Origin of the sequence: Streptomyces sp. MMCC 100 (assembly GCF_041538145.2) — a bacterium.
Lineage (GTDB): Bacteria > Actinomycetota > Actinomycetes > Streptomycetales > Streptomycetaceae > Streptomyces.
This window is the reverse complement of sequence record NZ_JBGORK020000001.1, coordinates 6,989,735-7,008,312: the sequence shown is the minus strand read 5'-3', so window position 1 is coordinate 7,008,312 and position 18,578 is coordinate 6,989,735. Positions and strand designations below refer to the sequence as shown.

Sequence of the window (18,578 nt, the reverse complement as noted above, 5' to 3'; positions counted from 1 at the left end):
CCGGACGGCGCGAAGACGCCGGAGCCCCCGCCCGGGTGGGCGGGGGCTCCGGCGTCGGTGGTCCGGCGCGCTCACTTCCGCCCGGTGCCGCGCCGCACGGCCCTGCGCACCACGCGCCTGGCCCGCCGCACCTGGAGCTTCGCGCGCAGCTGCGGACGGCTGCCGGGCAGGCCCAGCTCGGTCAGCCGCAGCTCGGGGAAGTAGTAGCCGGGGGTGCCGGAGAGATGGCCGTGCAGCCACTCCTCCGTCGGCCTGCGCAGCTCCGCGTACGTCTTGGGCTGCATGCAGAAGCCGATCGCCCGGACCAGCGGCGACAGGGACTCGGGCGCCGCGCCGACGAGCGCCGGGTCCTGGCCGGCCTCCAGGTCGGGCACCAGGTGGTCGACGACGGCCAGCGGGACCCGGTTGCTGTTCGGGTACGGCTTGAGCCGCTCCATCACCAGCGCCGTCCCGACCCGGGCGACCGGCACCTCGTAGTAGGCGGAGGCGGTCACCATCGCCGTCGAGAAGCAGCCGACGACGAGTTCGGGGGCGCAGTGGTCGTACAGGGTCTCGGCGAGCAGGGGCGCGTCCAGCACGGTGAGCCGCACGCCCGTGTCCGCCGCCGCCTTGCTCAGGGCCGCCGTGTAGCCGGCGGGTGCCGTCGGGTGGGGCTTGAAGACCACGGAGCGGTGCCCGGCCCGCGCGGCCCCGGTCAGCATGCGGACGTGGAGGTCCTCCTCCTCCCGCGCGGTGAGGATGTTGATCGCCGCCAGGTACTGGCCGAGCAGCACGGCGGTCGGCTTCTCCCGTATGACGGGCGCGAGTTCGGGGCCGTCGGCCGCTTCCCGTGAGATCTCGTCGAGCACCGCGCGGAACGCCGCGTCGGGCACGACCTCGGGCTCGACGCCGTACTCCGAGAGCAGCATCGGCCTCAGGCCCGGGATCAGATCGAGGTGGAGCAGGCGGCGGATGCGGCGCGCGAGGGTCAGCGGCAGCTTCTCGCGGGTCGGGCCGTAGCTCATCAGGCCGTCGGCGTACACGTGCAGGCCGGCCTCGGAGAAGATCGCCGCCAGCGCGCGGGCCGGGTTGACCTGGATCGACTCGACGGCCAGCTCGATCAGGTCCCGCTCGCCGATGCCCCAGGCAAGCCGGAACGCCTTCTGCCACAGGGACACGTCGTTGCCCCGCGGGCCCCAGGCGCTGGGGTGGTGCGGACGGATGGCCTCGTTCCAGCTGACCACGGAGTCGAACCGGCCGGATATTCGCCCGTAGCCGTGCATCTCGTCCAGGCGCAGGGCGGTCTCGGGTATCGCCGCGTTGTTGGACACCAGCAGGACGCGCCGGGCCTCCTCGCGCGGCCCGAACAGGCCCGCGTCGAGCGCCGCGGCGAGGGTGGCCGCGCCGTAGAGGGTGGAGACCTGGAAGATCTGGGTCTTGTGGGGCATGGATCAGGCAGCCTTCCGCCCGTCACGCAGGCGGCCGAGCAGCCTGCTGCGAGTCCTGTCGATGGTCCGGAGGGTCTCCTCCAGCACGTGCTGGGGCATGCGGTGCAGCGCGTCCCGCGCCTCCCGCCGAAGCCGCTGGGCCGCCGACGACTCGTACTCGTCCACCTTGCCGAGGTGGAAGGCGATCATGGCGCAGTAGGTCCGTACGGCCTTGGGGAGGAAACGCTCCGCTTCCCGGTCCTCCAGCAGCTCCTTCAGGAGCATGTCGTAGGCCGGTATGAAGTCCAGCTGCCGGGAGTCCTTTACCTGGGTGAGCGAGGTGGCGACGCCCCGCCGGTAGAACACCCCGTGCAGCCCCACCGACGCGTACGTGGCGGCCTTCAGGTGCAGACGCCAGATCCACAACCGGTCCTCGGCGGTGCGCAGTTCGGTCGCGAAGCGCATGCCGCCGTCGTCGAAGAGGTGCCGCCGGTAGATCCCCGCCCAGACGAAGGGGTAGTCGACCATCGTCTCCATGTGCGGCGGCGCGATGCCGTCGCGCGGGTCCATCACGACGTTGCGCGCCGGGGCCGGGGGCCGCCGGATCACCCGCTCGGTGCCGGTGGCCTGCACATGGTCGGTGCGGGCGAAGTCGCAGCCCAACTCCTCCACGAAGCGCACCAGTTCGGTGAGGTAGCCCGGCCCGTACCAGTCGTCGCCGTCGAGGAAGGTGACGAAGTCGCCCTGGGCCGCGTCGATGCCGCTGTTGCGTGCCTGGGCTATGCCCCGGTTCGTCTCGTGCCGGATCACCCGGGTGTCGGTGCGCCCCTCCGCCCAGCGGTCGATCTGCCACGGCGTGGAATCCGTGGAGCAGTCGTCGACGAGCAGGAATTCGAAGTCCGGGTCCGCGTTGTTGGCGAGACTTCTCAGAGTGCTCTCGGCGAAGGATTCCACATTGTGCATGGGAACGACGACGGACAGTTTCGGCACGCGGGCCTCTCACGTTCGATGATGGGAGAGATGAGGGAGACAAGGGGAGATCGGAACAGGCTAACCACGCGCCCGGATCCGGCGGTGACCGAGCGGGCTCGGAAAGGCGAACTCCGTTCGCAGTGGAAGTGAATTCTTGGTGTTTCAGGCCTGTTCCGGGGTTCTCCCGAGACCGAACGTGTCCCGCAGTTCCCCGATGTTCGACCGGGTCGTCTTCCACAGGAGTTCCTGCGCGCCGTGCACGTCGGCCACCGCCGCCGCGTGGTCGTCGAGCAGCGCGGACGCCCGCTCCGCGAGCCGCGGGCCCAGCTGCCGGTCGTGCACCGACAGCCCCCACTCCGGGCGCCCGATGTCCGACAGGAAGTAGGCGAGCTTCGGATGGGACACCAGGCTCAGGATCGGTGTTCCGCAGCCGAAGGGGATCATCCCGGCGTGCCCGCGCATCCCGATCACCAGCCGCGCACGCCGGTACAGGTCGCGGATCGTGTCGTTCGGCAGGTCGTAGAGCTGCTCGACGGGCAGCGCGATGCCGTGCTCGCGGCGCAGGTCGTGCACGAAGCGCTCGTCGGCCGGCATGTGGGCCGCGTACCGGACGTCCGCCCGGTCCCGCAGGGCGCGCAGCGCGGTGGCCAGCTGGGCGAGGAAGTGGCCGTAGTCGTGCCCGAAGCGCAGACCCGCGCGGTCGTAGGCGCAGTTCACCAGGACGGTGTCGGACCGCTCGGCCGGATCCGTCCACCTCGGGACCAGGTGCCGGGCGACCGTGGTCGGGCACGGCTGGTAGCGCACCCGGTCGCGCAGCGAGGCGGGGAGCAGCTCACGGACCCGCTCGATCGAACCGTGGTTGCGCAGCCCGAAGAACGCCGACCGCTCGACGAGGGCCCGCAGGCTCTCGGCGAACCGGCCCCGCCGGTAGCGCTGCCCGTCGAACACGTTGTAGCCGACCGCGAACACCGCCAGCGGCGCGGTGACGCGGGCCAGCAGCTCGTCCGGGACGTTCCACTGCCAGTGGCTGTTGCCGTTGGGCGAGGTGTCCGGCAGGAAGAGCCCGCCGCCGCCCACGATCACCCCGCGCCGCGCGTTCAGCTCCTCCAGCGCCGCCTCGTCGACCAGCCGGTGCACCGGCTGCGGGTACCAGCGGCGGGGGCCGGTGTCCGCGCCGAAGCACAGACGCACCGCCTCGGGCAGGACCCGGTCCCCGGCGTTCTCCCGGCCCTCCGCGAACAGCGCCACGTGCGCCAGCTGTTCGGCGGCGGCGCCGTCGGGCCGCCGCGGCTCGGGGACGTCCGGACGGGTGCGGGCGTACCAGGCGTGGCAGCCCGCGTCCGTGGGGTCGGCGGCCAGGCCCTCGCGGGCGTAGGCGTGTGCGTCCCCATCCCGCCCGCACAGCCAGGCCAGCCGGGCCAGCTGTGCGAAGGCGCGCGGTGCGAGGTCGGGGGAGGCGGCCGCCAGCAGCAGGTGCGCCTCGGCCTCGTCGTAGCGCGACAGCGCCATCAGGCAGACGCCCAGCGTCTCGTGGCAGCGCGGCGCGTCCAGCCGGTCCGCCACGACCGGGGCGAGAACGTCCACGGCCTCGTCGTAGCGGCCCTGCCCGCGGTACACGTCGGCGACCGTGCGGGCGAGGTCCAGCGAGGGCCGTGCCCTGAGCAGCGGCGGCGCGAGGTGCGCCAGCAGGTCGGGGTGCTTGCCGCCGGGCAGGGCGCGGTACGCGGCCCGGAACTCCTCGTCGCTCAGCTCGAAACGGCGCCACGCCTCGGCGGCCGGACCGTACCCCGGCCTGTCGACCGGTCCCGTGAAGCGCAGCACGGCGACCGAGGCGGGCACCGGCAGGTCGTCGTACAGCCGGCGGGCGAGGAAGTCGTAGCGCGCGTCGAGCGGTGTCACGCCGCCGTCGGTCACCGGGTCCGCGCCGTCCGGGTCGCGGAGCCGGTCGGCCAGGGCGTCGTCCACGTCGGCGCACTGGATCACGAACAGGCCGTCCGGCAGTACCGCCCGCCGCTCCCCGCTCTCCCCGGCGCACAGCACCTGCGGCACGGCACCCACGCCGTACCGCATCCGCAGCAGCTCGCCGAGGTCGCCCAGGACGACCGTCCCGGCACCGAGGGCGACGACGGTGTCGTACCCCTCCAGCCGGAAGACGGCGCCGCGGTCCTCGGCCCGGCGCGTCACGACGCGCGGGTGCAGCCGGCGCAGCGCGTCGAACGCGGAGTCCGGCAGGCCGGGGTGGAGGACCACGAAGTCCTCGCACACCCCCGGGTTGGTCAGCGCCAGGCTGCGGACCAGTACGGACACGCCGGGCAGGCCCTCCTCGTCGGTGTGGACGGCGAAGGCGATCCGGCGTCTGCCGGTGACGGCGCTCCGGTCGTCCGCGAAGGAGGCGGCGGAGGCGGAGGGGTGGGTCATCGCAGGGCGATCCTCATCTTGCTGTCGTCGACGTGCGTCGCGCGCTCCCCGACCCACTCGGCCTCCCGGGGCCGCAGCCGGCCGGGCGGGGTGAAGCCGACGAGGTCGAGGCGGGGGCTCGCGTCCAGGAAGTCCAGGAGCCGGAGCACGGTGAAGGCCGTGGTCGTCGCCGCGCCCCAGCCGTCCTCGCCCAGCAGCGCCGGGTCGCTCAGCGGACGGCGCAGCGAGGCGTCCGTGACGTGGTCCTGAGCGCCGGGCACGAGCCGCTCCCGGAGGGCGCGGCGCCAGCCGGCGACCGGGTCGCCGAACACCAGCCGGACACCGGCCCGCTGCGTCCAGGCCGGCCCGTCCCACGGGGTGTCGCCCCGCAGGGTGACGGCGTGCAGGCCGGTGCGCCCGCCGGTGCCCTCGGCGCGGAGGCGGAAGGAGTCGCAGCGCACCACCAGGTCGTAGCCGTCGATCTCGGCGCCCAGCGTGCTCCCGGCGACGTCACCGGCGTTCGCGACGACGCACACCGTCCGCCCCGCGACCAGGGCCCGCAGCCCGCCGACGTCGACCGGGGTGCTGCCGCCCAGCAGCGGGTCGGGCGCCCGGTCCCGTTCGACGAGCCGCCGGTAGGAGCCGTACAGCGCGAGGAGGCGCCGTACCGCGGGATCGCCCGCGCCGTGCCCGGCCACGCCCGCCCGCACGTACGCGTCGAAGCGGGGCGCGAGGACCGCGGTGGTCGCGGTGGGCTCCTGGAGCAGTTCCCGCAGGTCGGAGCCCTCCCCGGGGAAGAGCTCGACGGCCGCCTCCAGGCACTCCCGGCGGCGGCGCAGGGTGGCCGTCCTGCGGGCGACCTCGGGCGCCGGGCGGCCGTCGGGCAGCAGCGCGGCGTAGCGCTCGTAGCACTCCAGGGCCTCGTCGCCGCGGCCCAGCCCGTCCAGGGCCAGGCCGCGCAGCCGCCACGCCCCCTTGGACCGCTGCCGGATCCCGGCCGCCGACTCGGCCAGTCCCAGCGCGAGGCCGAGACCCTGCTCCCCACCCGCCTCCAGCGCGCGCTCGCCGACCTGGAGCAGGGCGTCGAAGGGGTCCGCCGAGGGACTGTCGAGGGAGGCCGCGAAGGCACCGATCGCCCGGGTCAGACGGACCTGCGGGCCGCTCGCCCCGGCGGCCCCGGGCTCCTGTGCGGCGAGGTGCTCGCCGCACAGGCGCATACTCCGGGCGTACGGGGCCCGTCCGGCGGCCTCCTTCTGCCGTGCCTTGAACAATCCCGCCAGGGGCTTCGTCACGCGTTCCACCGTTCTCCGACCGGAGGCCGAATGTGCCCCAGAGCGACGGTCCGCGGGTGGCGTCCGGGCGGACGGCGGGTGAACACTCGCCCTCCGGTGGGCGGCCGTCCGGTCGCCACCCGCTTTCCGGTGGGCGGTCTTCCGGTCGTCACCCGCTTTCCGGTGGGCGGTCTTCCGGTCGTCACCCGCTTTCCGGTGGGCGGTCTTCCGGTCGTCACCCGCCTTCCGGTGGGCGCCGGCCGGTCGTCACCGCCCGATCGAGCGCCGGATCGCACGTGCCCGGCGTACGACCCTGCGTGCCGTGGAGTTGTGCGGCAGGAAGCCCAGCCGGGCCGGGATACCGCCCGGCAGGCCCAGGGAGGTCAGCCTGCGCTTCTTGAAGTACCGCCAGGTGCGGGCGTCCAGGTGGGCGCGCAGATACGCCTCCGCCGCCGGCCGCAGCTCCGGCAGGACCTTCGGCTGCATCGCGAACCCGACGGCCCGCACCAGCGCGGCGAGCTCGTCGGCGTCCACGTCCCGCCGCCCCTCCGCGACGGCGGCCGGGTCCGACAGGTCCGGCAGGAGGGCGTCCACGAGGGTGGCGGGCACGCGGTTGCTGTTCTCGTACGGCGTCAGCCGGTCAAGCAGCGTCTCGGTGCCGACCCGGGCGACCGGCAGGCCGTACAGGACGGACGCGGTCAGCAGGGCCGTCGAGAAGCAGCCCACGACCAGCGCCGGGCGCGTCCGCTGGAACAGCACCTCGGCCAGGACCGGCGTCTCCACCACGGTGAGGTCGACCCCGAGCCGATCGGCCTCCCGCTCCAGGACCCGGGTGAAGCGGGCCGGGGCCGTGGGGTGCGTCTTGAACAGCACGCGCGTGTGCCCGAGTGCGGCGACGCCGGTCAGCATCCGCACGTGCAGGTCTTCCTCCTCCTCGGCACGGAGGATGCCCAGGGCCGACAGGTACTGGCCGAGCAGCACCGCCGGCCGCTCCGCGTCCGGCAGCCCGGCACCGGTGTCGGTGTCGGTGCTGGTGCTGGTGCTGGTGCTGGTGACGGTGTCGGTGTCCGCCAGCTCGGCCAGCACCTTGGTGAACGCCGCGGACGGCACGATCTCGGGCTCGACGCCGAACTCCGTCAGCAGCAGCGGCGTGAGCCCCGGCACCAGGTCCAGGTGGAGCAGCCGCTCCACGCGCGTGCCGACCAGCGGGGCGAGCTTGGTGCGGGTGGGGCCGTAGCTCATCAGGCCGTCCGCGTACACGGTCAGGGGCGCGTCGGTGAAGATCTGCGCCACGCCGAGCGCCGGCGGCACCTGGATCGACTCCACGGTCAGTGCCACGTCGTCGTCGCCGAGCCCCCAGGCCAGCCGCAGGTGCCGTTCCCACAGCGGCACGTCCCCGGCGCGGGGCGACCAGTCGCCGGGATGGAAGGGGAAGATCGCCTCGTTCCACGACACCACGTCGTCGAACCGGCCCCGCAGCCGCTCGAACCCCGGCATCGCGTCCAGGGACGGCGTCGTCTCGGGCGTCGCCGCGTTGTTGGTGACCAGCAGGATCCGCCGGTCGGCCGCGTCGAAGCAGCCGGAGTCCACGGCCGCGGCGAGCGTGGCCGTGCCGTACAGCGTCGACGCCAGGAAGATCTGTGTGGTCATGCCGCCGCCCCCTCGGCCGGCCGGACCGAGGCCGCGCGCCGGCGCAGCCTGCGCAACCGCGTGGCACGATCGGCGTCCATCGTGTCGAGCACCTCGTCGAGCGCGCCCTGCGGCATCCGCCGCAGCGCCGCCGCGCTCCGCTCCTTCAGTATCCGGGCGACGGCGGGCTCGAACCGCTCGATGGAACCGATGTGGTGGGAGATGATCGCGCAGTACGTGCGGACCGCCTTCGGCACCAGCCGCGCGGCGTCCGGGTCCCCGGCCGCCCCCGCGAGCACCTCGTCGAAGGCGCGGATGAAGTCCAGTTGACGCACGTCACCGATCTGGGTGAGCGAGGACGCCACCCCGCGCCGGTAGAACACGCCGAGCAGCCCGGTCACCGCGAAGGACTCCGCCTCCCGGTGCAGCTTCCAGATCCACGGCCGGTCCTCGGCCGTGCGCAGCCCGTCGGTGAAGTGCAGCAGACCGCGCTCGGCCAGCCGGCGGTGGTAGACGCCCGCCCACGCGTAGGCGTAGTCGACGGAGGTGGTGCGGTGCGCGGGCAGGATCGCGTCGCGCGGGCGCAGGGCCGTGTTGCGGCGGCCGTGCGGGACCCGGTGCAGGGTGCGGTTGCGTCCCGTGCACTGCACGTGGTCGGTGCGCACGAAGTCGACGTCCAGCCTCTCGATCGCGGCCACCAGGGCGGCGCAGTGGCCGGGCGCCAGCCAGTCGTCGCCGTCCAGGAAGGTGACGTACTCGCCGCGCGCCCGGTCGATGCCGGTGTTGCGGGCCGTCGCCAGGCCACCGTTCTTCTCGTGTATGACCAGCACCGCCCCCGGCAGCTCGCGCTCCGCGCGCGCGAGGAGGTCCGCGGTCCCGTCGGTGGAGCAGTCGTCGACGAGAATGAACTCGAAGTCGTCCCGCGCGTTGGCGCGCAGACTCCGCAGGGTGTCTGGGGCGTATTGCCGCACGTTGTAGAACGGCACGATGACGGAGAGCTTGGGCACGTGAGCGACGTTATGCGACGGTCCGGCATCCGGCTTTACCGGTTCCTTGATTCCGGGTGAACGCGCCGTGGCGAAGCGGTGAAGCGGACACTTTTCCGCGCCCCCGGCGGCCCGATTCCCCATTCGTCGATGTGCTGTTCACCATTTGTTGGATTCCGGTTGGGCGGTTCCTAGGAATCGCTTCCTAGCGTCTACGACGTGCCAGCAAGTGCAACGAAGGCCCTCAGAGTCGCCGTCCTGGCGGACTCCGACACCCGGTGGAAATGGGGCGCGCTCACCGCGACCCGCGTCCGCCCCGGGGACACGGAGATCCACCTCGACGGCTACCTCCTGCGCGGCCGAGCCACCCCCACCGCCCGCCAGCTGCGGGAAGTCGGCGTCAGCGCGGACTCGCTCCGCGAGGTGACCGCCGTCGAGTTCCTGCGCGCCATGGAAGGGGCGCGGGGCGAGGAGTCGTACGACGTCCTGGTCCTCGCCCTGGTCGGCGGCGGGGTCCAGGCGATGCTGCACGGGCTCGGCCGCGTCTGGCAGGACCGCGCCGAGCGGCCCGTGGTCGTCACCGGATACGTCGGCGTCGTCTACGAGAAGCTCGCCGACGGCCTGCTGCTGCGCCACGGCGCCGACCTCGTCCTCGCCAACTCCCGCCAGGACGCGGACCGTTTCCGCGCCGTGTACGAGGGGGTGGGCGCCGACGCCGCCGCGGTGACCGAGGTCGCCCTGCCCTTCCTGGGCGGGGCCGCCTACGCCGGTGAGCCGGGCGGCGTGGACGGCGAGATGCCGGAGGGAGGCGAGGCGCCGGAGGGAGGCGAGGCTCCAGAGGGAGGCGGGGGCCGCCCCTACACGGTCGTGTTCGCCGCCCAGCCCTCCGTGCCGGACAGCCGCAAGGACCGTACGTACCTCCTCGAACGGCTGATCCGGCACGCCCGTCTGCACCCCGAGCGCGAGGTGCTGCTCAAGCTGCGCTCCAAGCCCGGCGAACACACCACGCACATCGAGGAACTGCCCTACCAGAAGCTGGTGCAGCGGGCCGACCCGCCGGCCAACTTCCGTCTGGTCTACGGGCACATGGGCGAGGTCCTCGACCGCACCGACCTGCTGGTCACCGTCAGCTCCACGGCGGCCCTCGAATCCCTGCACCGCAGTGTCCCCACGGTCGTCCTGACCGACCTGGGCGTGCGCGAGGCGCTGGGCAACCACCACTTCGTGGGCTCCGGCTGCCTCGCCTCCTGGGACCAGCTCGACGCGGGCCACCGCCCGGCGCCCGACCCCGAGTGGGTCGCCCGGCAGGGTGTGGCGGCGGACGGCGGCTACGAGACCGCCTTCGACGAGGCCCGTGAGCGCATCGCCGCCCTGCTGGCCCGGCCCGGCGGCCTGCCCCCGCTCGCCCCCTACTACACCCTCGTCACCGCGCCCGGTTACCTCCCCGGCATCCTCGCCCGCCACCACCTCGCCCCCGACGGCACCCCGCTGCCCGGCGCGCCGGCCGCCGACAAGTCCCCCGGCCCCGTCCGGCAGGTCGTGCGCCGCGCGGCTCGCGGGGCGTACCGGCACGGCGTGCAGCGGGTCGCCCCGGTGATCCGGCGGATGGGGGAGCTGTGACCGCCCCGGCACCCCGGCCCGCCCCGATACCCGAGACCCCCGCGGTCCCGCCCGCGTCCGCGGCGCCCGCGACACCTGCGCAAGGAGCAGATCCCATGTCCAACCCGGAAGCGGGCCAGGGCGCTTCGGTGCGCCGGGTGCTCGCCGTGATTCCCGCGCGCGGCGGCTCCAAGGGAGTGCCCGCGAAGAACCTCGCCCCCGTCGGCGGCGTCCCCCTGGTGGTCCGCGCGGTGCGCGAGTGCCTGGCCGCCCGCCTCGTGACGGACGTCGTCGTCTCCACCGACGACCACGCCATCGCCGCGGCGGCCCGCGAGGCCGGCGCCGAGGTCGTACTGCGGCCCGCCGCCATCGCCGGGGACACGGCCACCTCCGAGGCCGCCGTACTGCACGCGATGGACACCCACGAGGCCCTGCACGGCGCCGCCGTCGACGCGGTCCTGCTCGTCCAGTGCACCAGCCCCTTCCTGGTCCGCGAGGACATCGACGGGGTGGCCGGCGCGGTCGTCGAGGACGGCGCGGACACGGCCGTCACCGTCGCCCCCTTCCACGGCTTCGTCTGGCGGGACGGCGCCGACGAGACGGGCGGGGCCGACGGCGGCCACGGCGTCAACCACGACAAGGCGTACCGCCCCCGCCGCCAGGACCGGCCCCAGGACCTGCTGGAGACCGGCGCCGCCTACGCCATGGCCGCCCCCGGCTTCCGCAAGCACCGGCACCGCTTCTTCGGCCGCACCGAACTGGTCCGCACCGACCCGGCCCGCGTCCTGGAGATCGACGACCCGCACGACCTGGCCCGCGCCCGCGCCCTGGCCCCGCACTTCGACGCCGCCAGGCCCGGCGCCCTTCCGACCGCGGCCGACATCGACGCCGTAGTCCTCGACTTCGACGGCACCCAGACCGACGACCGGGTGCTGATCGACTCCGACGGACGGGAGTTCGTCTCCGTGCACCGCGGCGACGGACTCGGCATCGCCGCCCTGCGCCGCAGCGGCCTGACGATGCTGATCCTGTCCACGGAGGTGAACCCGGTCGTCGCCGCCCGCGCACACAAGCTCAGGCTCCCCGTGCTGCACGGCATCGACCGCAAGGACCTCGCCCTCAAGCAGTGGTGCGAGGAACAGGGCATCGCGCCCGACCGCGTCCTCTACGTCGGCAACGACGTCAACGACCTCCCGTGCTTCGCCCTCGTCGGCTGGCCCGTGGCGGTCGCCAGCGCCCACGACGCCGTACGCGGCGCGGCCCGCGCGGTCACCACCGTCCCCGGCGGCGAAGGCGCCGTACGGGAGATCGCGACCTGGCTCCTGGGCCCCTCACTCGACGCCCTCGGCCCCACCGATACCCCCGACTCCCTCGAATCCCCCACGCTCACCCAGTCCAAGTAAGGAATCCCCAGCCATGAGCACCAACTCCCGCATCCGCACCTTCGGCACCCGCGAGGCCGGCCCCGGCCGCCCCGTCTACGTCACCGGTGAGATCGGCATCAACCACAACGGCGAGCTGGAGAACGCCTTCAAGCTGATCGACGCCGCCGCCGAGGCCGGCTGCGACGCCGTCAAGTTCCAGAAGCGCACCCCCGAGATCTGCACCCCGCGCGACCAGTGGGACATCGAGCGTGACACCCCCTGGGGCCGGATGACGTACATCGACTACCGCCACCGCGTGGAGTTCGGCGAGGACGAGTACCGGCAGATCGACGAGTACTGCAAGACGAAGAACATCGACTGGTTCGCCTCCCCGTGGGACACCGAGGCCGTCGCCTTCCTGGAGAAGTTCGACGTCCCCGCCCACAAGGTCGCCTCCGCCTCGCTGACCGACGACGAGCTGCTGCGCGCCCTGCGCGCCACGGGCCGTACGGTCATCCTCTCGACGGGGATGTCCACCCCTCGCCAGATCCGTCACGCGGTCGAGGTCCTCGGCAGCGACAACATCCTCATGTGCCACGCCACCTCGACGTACCCGGCGCAGGCCGAGGAGCTCAACCTCCGCGTCATCAACACCCTCCAGCAGGAGTACCCGAACGTCCCGATCGGCTACTCCGGCCACGAGACCGGCCTGCAGACCACGCTGGCCGCGGTCGCCCTCGGCGCCACCTTCGTCGAGCGCCACATCACCCTCGACCGCGCCATGTGGGGCTCCGACCAGGCCGCCTCCGTCGAGCCGCAGGGCCTGACCCGGCTGGTGCGCGACATCCGCACCATCGAGGCCTCCCTCGGCGACGGCGTCAAGAAGGTCTACGACTCCGAGCTGGGCCCGATGAAGAAGCTGCGCCGCGTCCCCGGCGTCGTCGCCGAGGCGGAGATCGCCGCCGCCGCGGGCGAGCCCGTCACCGTCTGACCACCGCCCACCGAGTCACTCACCACGGGACGGTCCCACACCGATGAGCCCCCGCGCCGGGAACGCCGGCCCCCGCACTCTCGCCTTCGTCGAGAGCCCGGTACAACTGCTGAACGTGCTGGAGTGGGCGCACACCCGCGCACCCGGCGCGGAGCTCACCCTCGTGGTCCTCTCGCCCGTCGACCCGATGACCCGCGGCCAGCTGCGCCGCATGGCGGAACTGGCCCGCAAGGAGGGCCACGAGATCCGCTGGGAGGAGGCGCGCGGCGGTGCCACGGCCCCCTTCCGCACGATCGGCGGCCTGACGACCTTGCTGCGTCAGGCGGAACGGATCGTGCTGGGCGACCCCTTCTCCCGCTACGTACAACTGCTCCTCACCATCACCCGCGCCCACGACCTGGTCGTCGTGGACGACGGCACGGCCACGATGGAGTTCGTCACCCAGCTGGCCCACGGCGAACGCCTGGTGCGCTGGCACCGCAAGGGCAGCCGCCCAGGACCGCGCGACCTGCTCTTCGCCCCCGTCTCCCGGTCCGCCCGCCACCGCCTCACCCCGACCCCGGACCGCCAGGTCTCGGTCTTCTCCTCCATGCCCATCGAGGACGTCCCCGAAGGCGTCACCGTCACCGCGAACGACTTCGCCTGGACCAGGGACCGCTTCGGCCCGCCCCGCATCACCAAGGGCGCCGACATGGTCGGCACCTCCCTGGTCGAGACCGGCGTAGTCGACGCCGACCGCTACGTGGCCGCCGTACGCGGCCTGGCCAAGACCCACGGGGCCGCCCGCTACTTCGCCCACCGCCGCGAGAGCGCCGAGAAGCTGCACCGGCTGGCCGTGGAGACGGGCCTGCAGATCGTGCGCCCCGACCTCCCGCTGGAGCTGATCGCCCGCCGCGGCCCGGTCGGCCGCACCGTCCTCAGCTTCCCCTCCACCGTCGTCCACACCCTGCCGCTGGCCCTCGCCGGCACCGAGGTCCGCGTCGCCGTCTGCGACATCGACCCGGCCTGGCTCACCGAGTCGGCCTCACCGCGGGCCCGCGGCTTCCTGAGCGGCGTCACCGGCTCGGCACGGGACGTGCACCGGCTGTCGGCGGTGGCGGGCGGCGCGACGTGAGGTAGGCCGGACAGGCCTCCGCCCCGGTCGCGGGCGGGCTCGTCGGTCATCCGCGCGTCACCGCACCCGAGTGACAGGCCCTATGCGTCGACCTCGTACCGCCCGACCTCGAGGAAGTGACGCAGCGCTTCCGGGGTGCCGTCGTCCAGGGCCCCGCTCGCCGCCGCGCGCAGGGCGTCGCTGATGTCGGGGTCGCCGAGTATGCGGAAGATGGCGACGCGGTCGTCCTCGGCCTGTGCGAGGCGGTAGCCGGTCTTCAGCCAGGCGCGCATCTGCTCCACGGTGCCGTCGTCGAGGAGCTCGCCGGCCTCGCGCGTCACGCGTCGGCCGCTGTCGGGGTCGGCGAGAATCCTGGCGATGGCCACGCGCAGGTCGTCGACGTCCGTCTCGTCGTAGGCGGAACCCGCGTCCGACACCACCGCGGCGGTCGACGGCGCCGCGCCGGCGGCGAGGGAGGGTGTGGAGAGGAGCAGGGCCGGTGCGAGGGCGCCGGCGGCCAGAGCGAGCGTCGCGCGAGTCAGTCTCACGGAAACAACCACCTTGTGTCGTAGTCGCGTTGTGCCGTCGTCGCATCGTTCCAAGGCGCGGCGGGCCGGATCACTGCAGAACCACGCAGTCTTCACGGGCCCTTCATTGCCGCCGTCCTCACGGCCGGGCGGCGCGTGGGGCGGTCGTTGCGTGGTACCTGTACATCGAGCGGGTGCCACCGGGCGGTGCGTGCCGCTCCCGGTGGATCTCTCATGATCGACGTGGCTCGAAAGGCGGACGATTTTACCCAGGCAAGACAGTGGCTATGCGTAGGGCGGCCGAGTTTTCTTCCCCTAACGGGCTGAATTTTTGTTGATCGTGGGTCCACCGGTCGCTCGGGCGCCCTACGCTGCAAAGGGTGAACGTGTTGATGTCCCCAGAGTCCGAGGCCGACACTCCCGGTGAAGCCGTGCTCCCCGGCACCTTGCCGGACGCGCTGCGCGCGGAGCTCGTGGCCTTCCGCCGCGACCTGCACATGCACCCCGAGCTGGGCAACCAGGAGTTCCGCACCACCGCCGCGATCAAGGAACGGCTGGAGCGGGCCGGACTCAAGCCGCGCGTGCTGCCCATCGGCACCGGGCTCGTCTGCGACATCGGCACCGGCACCGACTCGGGACAGTGGTCCGGCGGGCCGCGCATGCTCGCCCTGCGGGCCGACATCGACGCCCTGCCCATCCCCGACAGCAAGACCGACTGCGCCTACCGCTCGCAGGTGCCCGACCGCGCCCACGCCTGCGGGCACGACGTGCACACCACCGTCGTCCTCGGCACCGGCCTCGTGCTCGCCGCCCTGCACGAGCAGGGCCTGCTGCCCCGGCCCGTGCGGCTGGTCTTCCAGCCGGCCGAGGAGGTCCTGCCCGGCGGCGCCGCCGACGCCATCGAGGGCGGCGCGCTCGACGGGGTGCGCCGCATCCTGGCCGTGCACTGCGACCCCCGCGTGGACGCCGGGAAGATCGGGCTCAGGGTCGGCCCCATCACCTCCGCCTGCGACCGCATGGAAATCGCCCTGAACGGCCCCGGCGGCCACACCGCCCGCCCGCACCTCACCACCGACCTGGTCACCGCCGCCGCCCGCGTGGCCACCGACGTGCCCTCGCTCGTCGCCCGGCGCGTGGACAGCCGCAGCGGGCTCGCCCTGACCTGGGGGCGGATCGAGTCCGGCCACGCCCCGAACGTCATCCCGCAGCACGCCGAACTCGCCGGCACCGTGCGCTGCCTCGACCTCGACGCCTGGCGGCAGGCGCCCGACCTGGTGATGGGCGCCATCGACGAGATCGCCAACCTGTACCGGGCCAAGTCCGAGATCACCTACGTCCGCGGCGTCCCTCCGGTCGTCAACGAGGTCACCAGCACCGAACTGCTCCAGGCCGCCATGGTCGCCCGGCGCGGCACCGACGCCGTCGAGAGCACCGAGCAGAGCCTCGGCGGCGAGGACTTCTCCTGGTACCTGGAGCACGTGCCCGGCGCCATGGCCCGCCTCGGCGTCCGCACACCCGGCGAACGCACGGTCCGCGACCTCCACCAGGGCGACTTCGACGTGGACGAGCACGCCATCACGGTCGGCGTGGAGATGTTCACCGCGGCGGCGCTCATCGACGCGGTGCAGTAGAAAGTCCCCCTTCGATCCGGTCGTTAACAGGGCGGTAACCGGCCAGCGGCACGAATGGATAACGGCGCCGCGCAACCCCGTTCCCAGGAGTTTCTACGCGCGTTAATCTGCGCCGAACCGAGCGCCCGCTGCGGGGCTTTGGAGAATGGGGAACTTCAGATGCGTCGGATATCGAGACTGACCCGCGTCGCGGTGGGAGTCGCATCGCTCGCACTCGCCGCCACGGCCTGCGGCGGCACCAGCAGTGAGAGCGGCGGCGACGACGGCGGCGACAAGGGCCTCGCCATCGCGTACGACGTCGGCGGCAAGGGCGACCAGTCCTTCAACGACGCCGCGTACCGGGGTCTGGAGCGGGCCAAGAAGGAGTTCGGCTACAAGACCGACGACATCGAGCCCACCGACGGTGAGACGGACGCCGACAAGGAGCAGCGGCTGTCCTCGCTGGCGAAGCAGGGCTACAACCCGGTGATCGGCGTCGGCTTCGCCTACGGCACGGCGATGAAGGCCGTCGCCGCCAAGTACCCGGACACCACCTTCGGCATCGTCGACTCCGTGGTCGAGGGCAAGAACGTGGCGTCCCTCGTCTTCGCCGAGAACGAGGCGTCCTACCTGGCCGGTGTCAGCGCCGCCAAGGCCACCAAGACGAACACGGTCGGCTTCGTGGGCGGTGTGAACGTCCCGCTGATCCACAAGTTCCAGGCCGGCTACGAGCAGGGCGTCAAGGACACCGACCCCAAGGTCAAGGTCGTCTCGCAGTACCTGACGCAGACCGCGGAGGAGGGCGGCTTCGCCAGCCCCGACAAGGGCAAGGCCGCCGCCGAGGGCCAGATCGAGAAGAAGGCCGACGTCGTCTACGCGGCGGCCGGCCTGTCCGGCCAGGGCGTGATCGAGGCCGCCGCCAAGGCGAAGATCTGGGCGATCGGCGTCGACTCCGACCAGTACAAGCAGGAAGCCCTCGCCAAGTACAAGGACTCCATCCTGACCTCCGCCCTCAAGGACATCGACGGCGCGGTCTTCGCGCTGGCCAAGTCCGTCGAGGACGGCAAGCCGCTCACCGGCACCCACACCTTCGACCTGAAGTCCGACGGCGTGGGCCTGTCCGACAGCAACCCGAAGTTCGCCGAGGTCCCGGGTGCCAAGGAGGCCGTGGAGAAGGCCAAGGCGGGCATCGTCGACGGCTCCATCAAGGTCGCGACGGAGTAACCGCGACGGCGCGGTGCACAAGCCGACGAAGCGGACGGGCGCCCCGGGCATCCGTCCGCTTCGGTGCGCCGGGACGCCGGGGTCCCGGCGCACCCTCGACGTGCCGGGACGCCGGGGCCCCCGGCGCACCCTCCACGTGCCGTGCCCCGGGGGCCCGGGCGTCACCCTCCGCCACCCCCCGTTTGCGTCCGGCAAGCCCGATACCCCCATTCGCGTCCCCTTGCTCACGGGCGGATAACAAGGTGGACAGAAGGGGTTTTCAGGCAGGTCTACGCGCGTTAATCTGCGGCGAAAGCCAGCGCCGCAGCCGTACCGTCCCCGGCGCTTGTACGACAGGAGCACCAGACATGCGCCGGATTTCCCGGATCACGGTCGCAGGCGCAGCGACCGCCTCCCTGGCCCTCGCCCTCGCCGCCTGCGGTGGTACCTCGACCGACTCCGGTTCGGAGTCCAAGGGGGACAAGGGCCTCGCCATCGCGTACGACGTCGGCGGCAAGGGCGACCAGTCCTTCAACGACGCCGCGTACCGAGGCCTGGAGCAGGCCAAGAAGGAGTTCGGCTACAAGACCGACGACATCGAGCCCACCGACGGCGAGACCGACGCCGACAAGGAACAGCGTCTCGTCTCCCTGGCCAAGCAGGGCTACAACCCGGTCGTCGGTGTCGGCTACGCGTACGCGGCGCCGCTGAAGGCCGCCGCGGAGAAGTACCCGGACACCACCTTCGGCATCGTGGACGACGCCACGATCGAGGCGAAGAACGTGGCCGACCTGGTCTTCAACGAGGAGGAGGCCTCCTACCTCGCCGGTGTCGCCGCGGCCAAGAGCACCAAGACCAAGACGGTCGGCTTCGTGGGCGGCGTGAACATCCCGCTGATCCACAAGTTCCAGGCCGGCTACGAGCAGGGCGTCAAGGACACCGACCCCAAGGTCAAGGTCGTCTCGCAGTACCTCACGCAGACCGCGGAGGAGGGCGGCTTCGCCAGCCCCGACAAGGGCAAGACCGCCGCCGAGGGCCAGATCGAGAAGAAGGCCGACGTCGTCTACGCGGCGGCCGGTCTCTCCGGCCAGGGCGTGATCGAGGCCGCCGCCGCCAACAAGGTCTGGGCGATCGGCGTCGACTCCGACCAGTACAAGCAGGAAGCCCTCGCCAAGTACAAGGACTACATCCTGACCTCGGCCACGAAGGACGTCGCGTCGGCGGTGTACAACCTCGCGAAGTCGGTCGAGGACGGCAAGCCGGAGACCGGTATCGTTCGGGGCGATCTGAAGTCCGGCGAGGTCGGTCTCTCGGACTCCAACCCGAAGTTCGCGGACGACGCCGAGCTCCAGGCAGCCATCAAGACGGCCAAGGAGAAGATCATCAGCGGCGAGATCAAGGTCAAGAGCAGCTGAACGGCTGAGTAGCACCTGCAACACCTCGAACAGCGTGTAACCGCGCCGGTTGCGCCGCGCGGCGGGGTACGGGAAGAGCGGCCCGAGAGAGTCGCCCTCCTCGTACCCCGTCGTG

General features: G+C 72.7%; 14 protein-coding genes. 7 read left to right on the top strand and 7 right to left on the bottom strand.

Features of this window, described 5'->3' with window-relative positions; genetic code table 11:
* Positions 1-71 precede the first annotated feature (71 nt).
* From ABS735_RS32300 to ABS735_RS32275, 6 genes are all read right to left on the bottom strand, one after another.
* Positions 72-1,427 carry a polysialyltransferase family glycosyltransferase gene (locus ABS735_RS32300; protein WP_373901586.1) on the bottom strand — a complete coding sequence of 452 codons (1,356 nt, stop codon included), beginning with the start codon at positions 1,425-1,427 and terminating at the stop codon, positions 72-74.
* Positions 1,428-1,430: 3 nt separating this feature from the next.
* The gene (locus tag ABS735_RS32295) at positions 1,431-2,396 is read right to left on the bottom strand and encodes a glycosyltransferase family 2 protein (protein WP_373901587.1); all 966 of its coding nucleotides are present in this window, start codon (positions 2,394-2,396) and stop codon (positions 1,431-1,433) included.
* A gap of 144 nt (positions 2,397-2,540) precedes the next feature.
* Positions 2,541-4,796: a polysaccharide pyruvyl transferase family protein gene (locus tag ABS735_RS32290; protein WP_373901588.1), complete on the bottom strand. Its 2,256-nt coding sequence runs from the start codon at positions 4,794-4,796 to the stop codon at positions 2,541-2,543.
* Positions 4,793-6,067, bottom strand: coding sequence for a hypothetical protein (locus ABS735_RS32285; RefSeq protein WP_373901589.1), 1,275 nt, complete (start codon positions 6,065-6,067; stop codon positions 4,793-4,795). The genes ABS735_RS32290 and ABS735_RS32285 overlap by 4 nt, the downstream gene beginning before the upstream one ends.
* 246 nt (positions 6,068-6,313) lie before the next feature.
* Positions 6,314-7,696: a polysialyltransferase family glycosyltransferase gene (locus tag ABS735_RS32280; RefSeq protein WP_373901590.1), complete on the bottom strand. Its 1,383-nt coding sequence runs from the start codon at positions 7,694-7,696 to the stop codon at positions 6,314-6,316.
* Entirely contained in the window at positions 7,693-8,682 is a 990-nt protein-coding gene (locus ABS735_RS32275; RefSeq protein WP_373901591.1) for a glycosyltransferase family 2 protein, read from the bottom strand. The genes ABS735_RS32280 and ABS735_RS32275 overlap by 4 nt, the downstream gene beginning before the upstream one ends.
* Positions 8,683-8,880: 198 nt before the next feature.
* Between ABS735_RS32275 and ABS735_RS32270 the strand changes: the two genes are divergently transcribed.
* From ABS735_RS32270 to ABS735_RS32255, 4 genes are all read left to right on the top strand, one after another.
* Complete coding sequence (locus ABS735_RS32270; RefSeq protein ID WP_373901592.1) at positions 8,881-10,281, top strand: DUF6716 putative glycosyltransferase; 1,401 nt, start codon at positions 8,881-8,883, stop codon at positions 10,279-10,281.
* A 95-nt stretch (positions 10,282-10,376) separates the two neighbouring features.
* A complete protein-coding gene (locus ABS735_RS32265) occupies positions 10,377-11,663 on the top strand; it encodes a cytidylyltransferase domain-containing protein (RefSeq protein WP_373901593.1) in 1,287 nt (428 codons plus the stop codon).
* A gap of 13 nt (positions 11,664-11,676) precedes the next feature.
* Complete coding sequence (locus ABS735_RS32260) at positions 11,677-12,615, top strand: N-acetylneuraminate synthase family protein (RefSeq protein WP_373901594.1); 939 nt, start codon at positions 11,677-11,679, stop codon at positions 12,613-12,615.
* 43 nt (positions 12,616-12,658) lie between these two features.
* Positions 12,659-13,729, top strand: coding sequence for a hypothetical protein (locus ABS735_RS32255; RefSeq protein ID WP_373901595.1), 1,071 nt, complete (start codon positions 12,659-12,661; stop codon positions 13,727-13,729).
* An 80-nt stretch (positions 13,730-13,809) separates the two neighbouring features.
* Here the strand turns inward: ABS735_RS32255 and ABS735_RS32250 are convergent, their stop codons facing one another.
* On the bottom strand, positions 13,810-14,256 hold the full coding sequence (locus ABS735_RS32250) for an ALF repeat-containing protein (protein ID WP_373901596.1): 447 nt from the start codon (positions 14,254-14,256) through the stop codon (positions 13,810-13,812).
* A 371-nt stretch (positions 14,257-14,627) separates the two neighbouring features.
* Between ABS735_RS32250 and ABS735_RS32245 the strand changes: the two genes are divergently transcribed.
* The 3 genes from ABS735_RS32245 (at position 14,628) to ABS735_RS32235 (ending at position 18,463) form a co-directional block, all read left to right on the top strand.
* Positions 14,628-15,866 (top strand): M20 family metallopeptidase, encoded by a 1,239-nt coding sequence (locus ABS735_RS32245; protein WP_373901597.1) that lies wholly within the window; start codon positions 14,628-14,630, stop codon positions 15,864-15,866.
* A 159-nt stretch (positions 15,867-16,025) separates the two neighbouring features.
* Positions 16,026-17,069, top strand: coding sequence for a BMP family lipoprotein (locus ABS735_RS32240; protein WP_373901598.1), 1,044 nt, complete (start codon positions 16,026-16,028; stop codon positions 17,067-17,069).
* 347 nt (positions 17,070-17,416) lie between these two features.
* Entirely contained in the window at positions 17,417-18,463 is a 1,047-nt protein-coding gene (locus ABS735_RS32235; protein WP_373901599.1) for a BMP family lipoprotein, read from the top strand.
* The last annotated feature ends 115 nt before the right edge of the window (positions 18,464-18,578 follow it).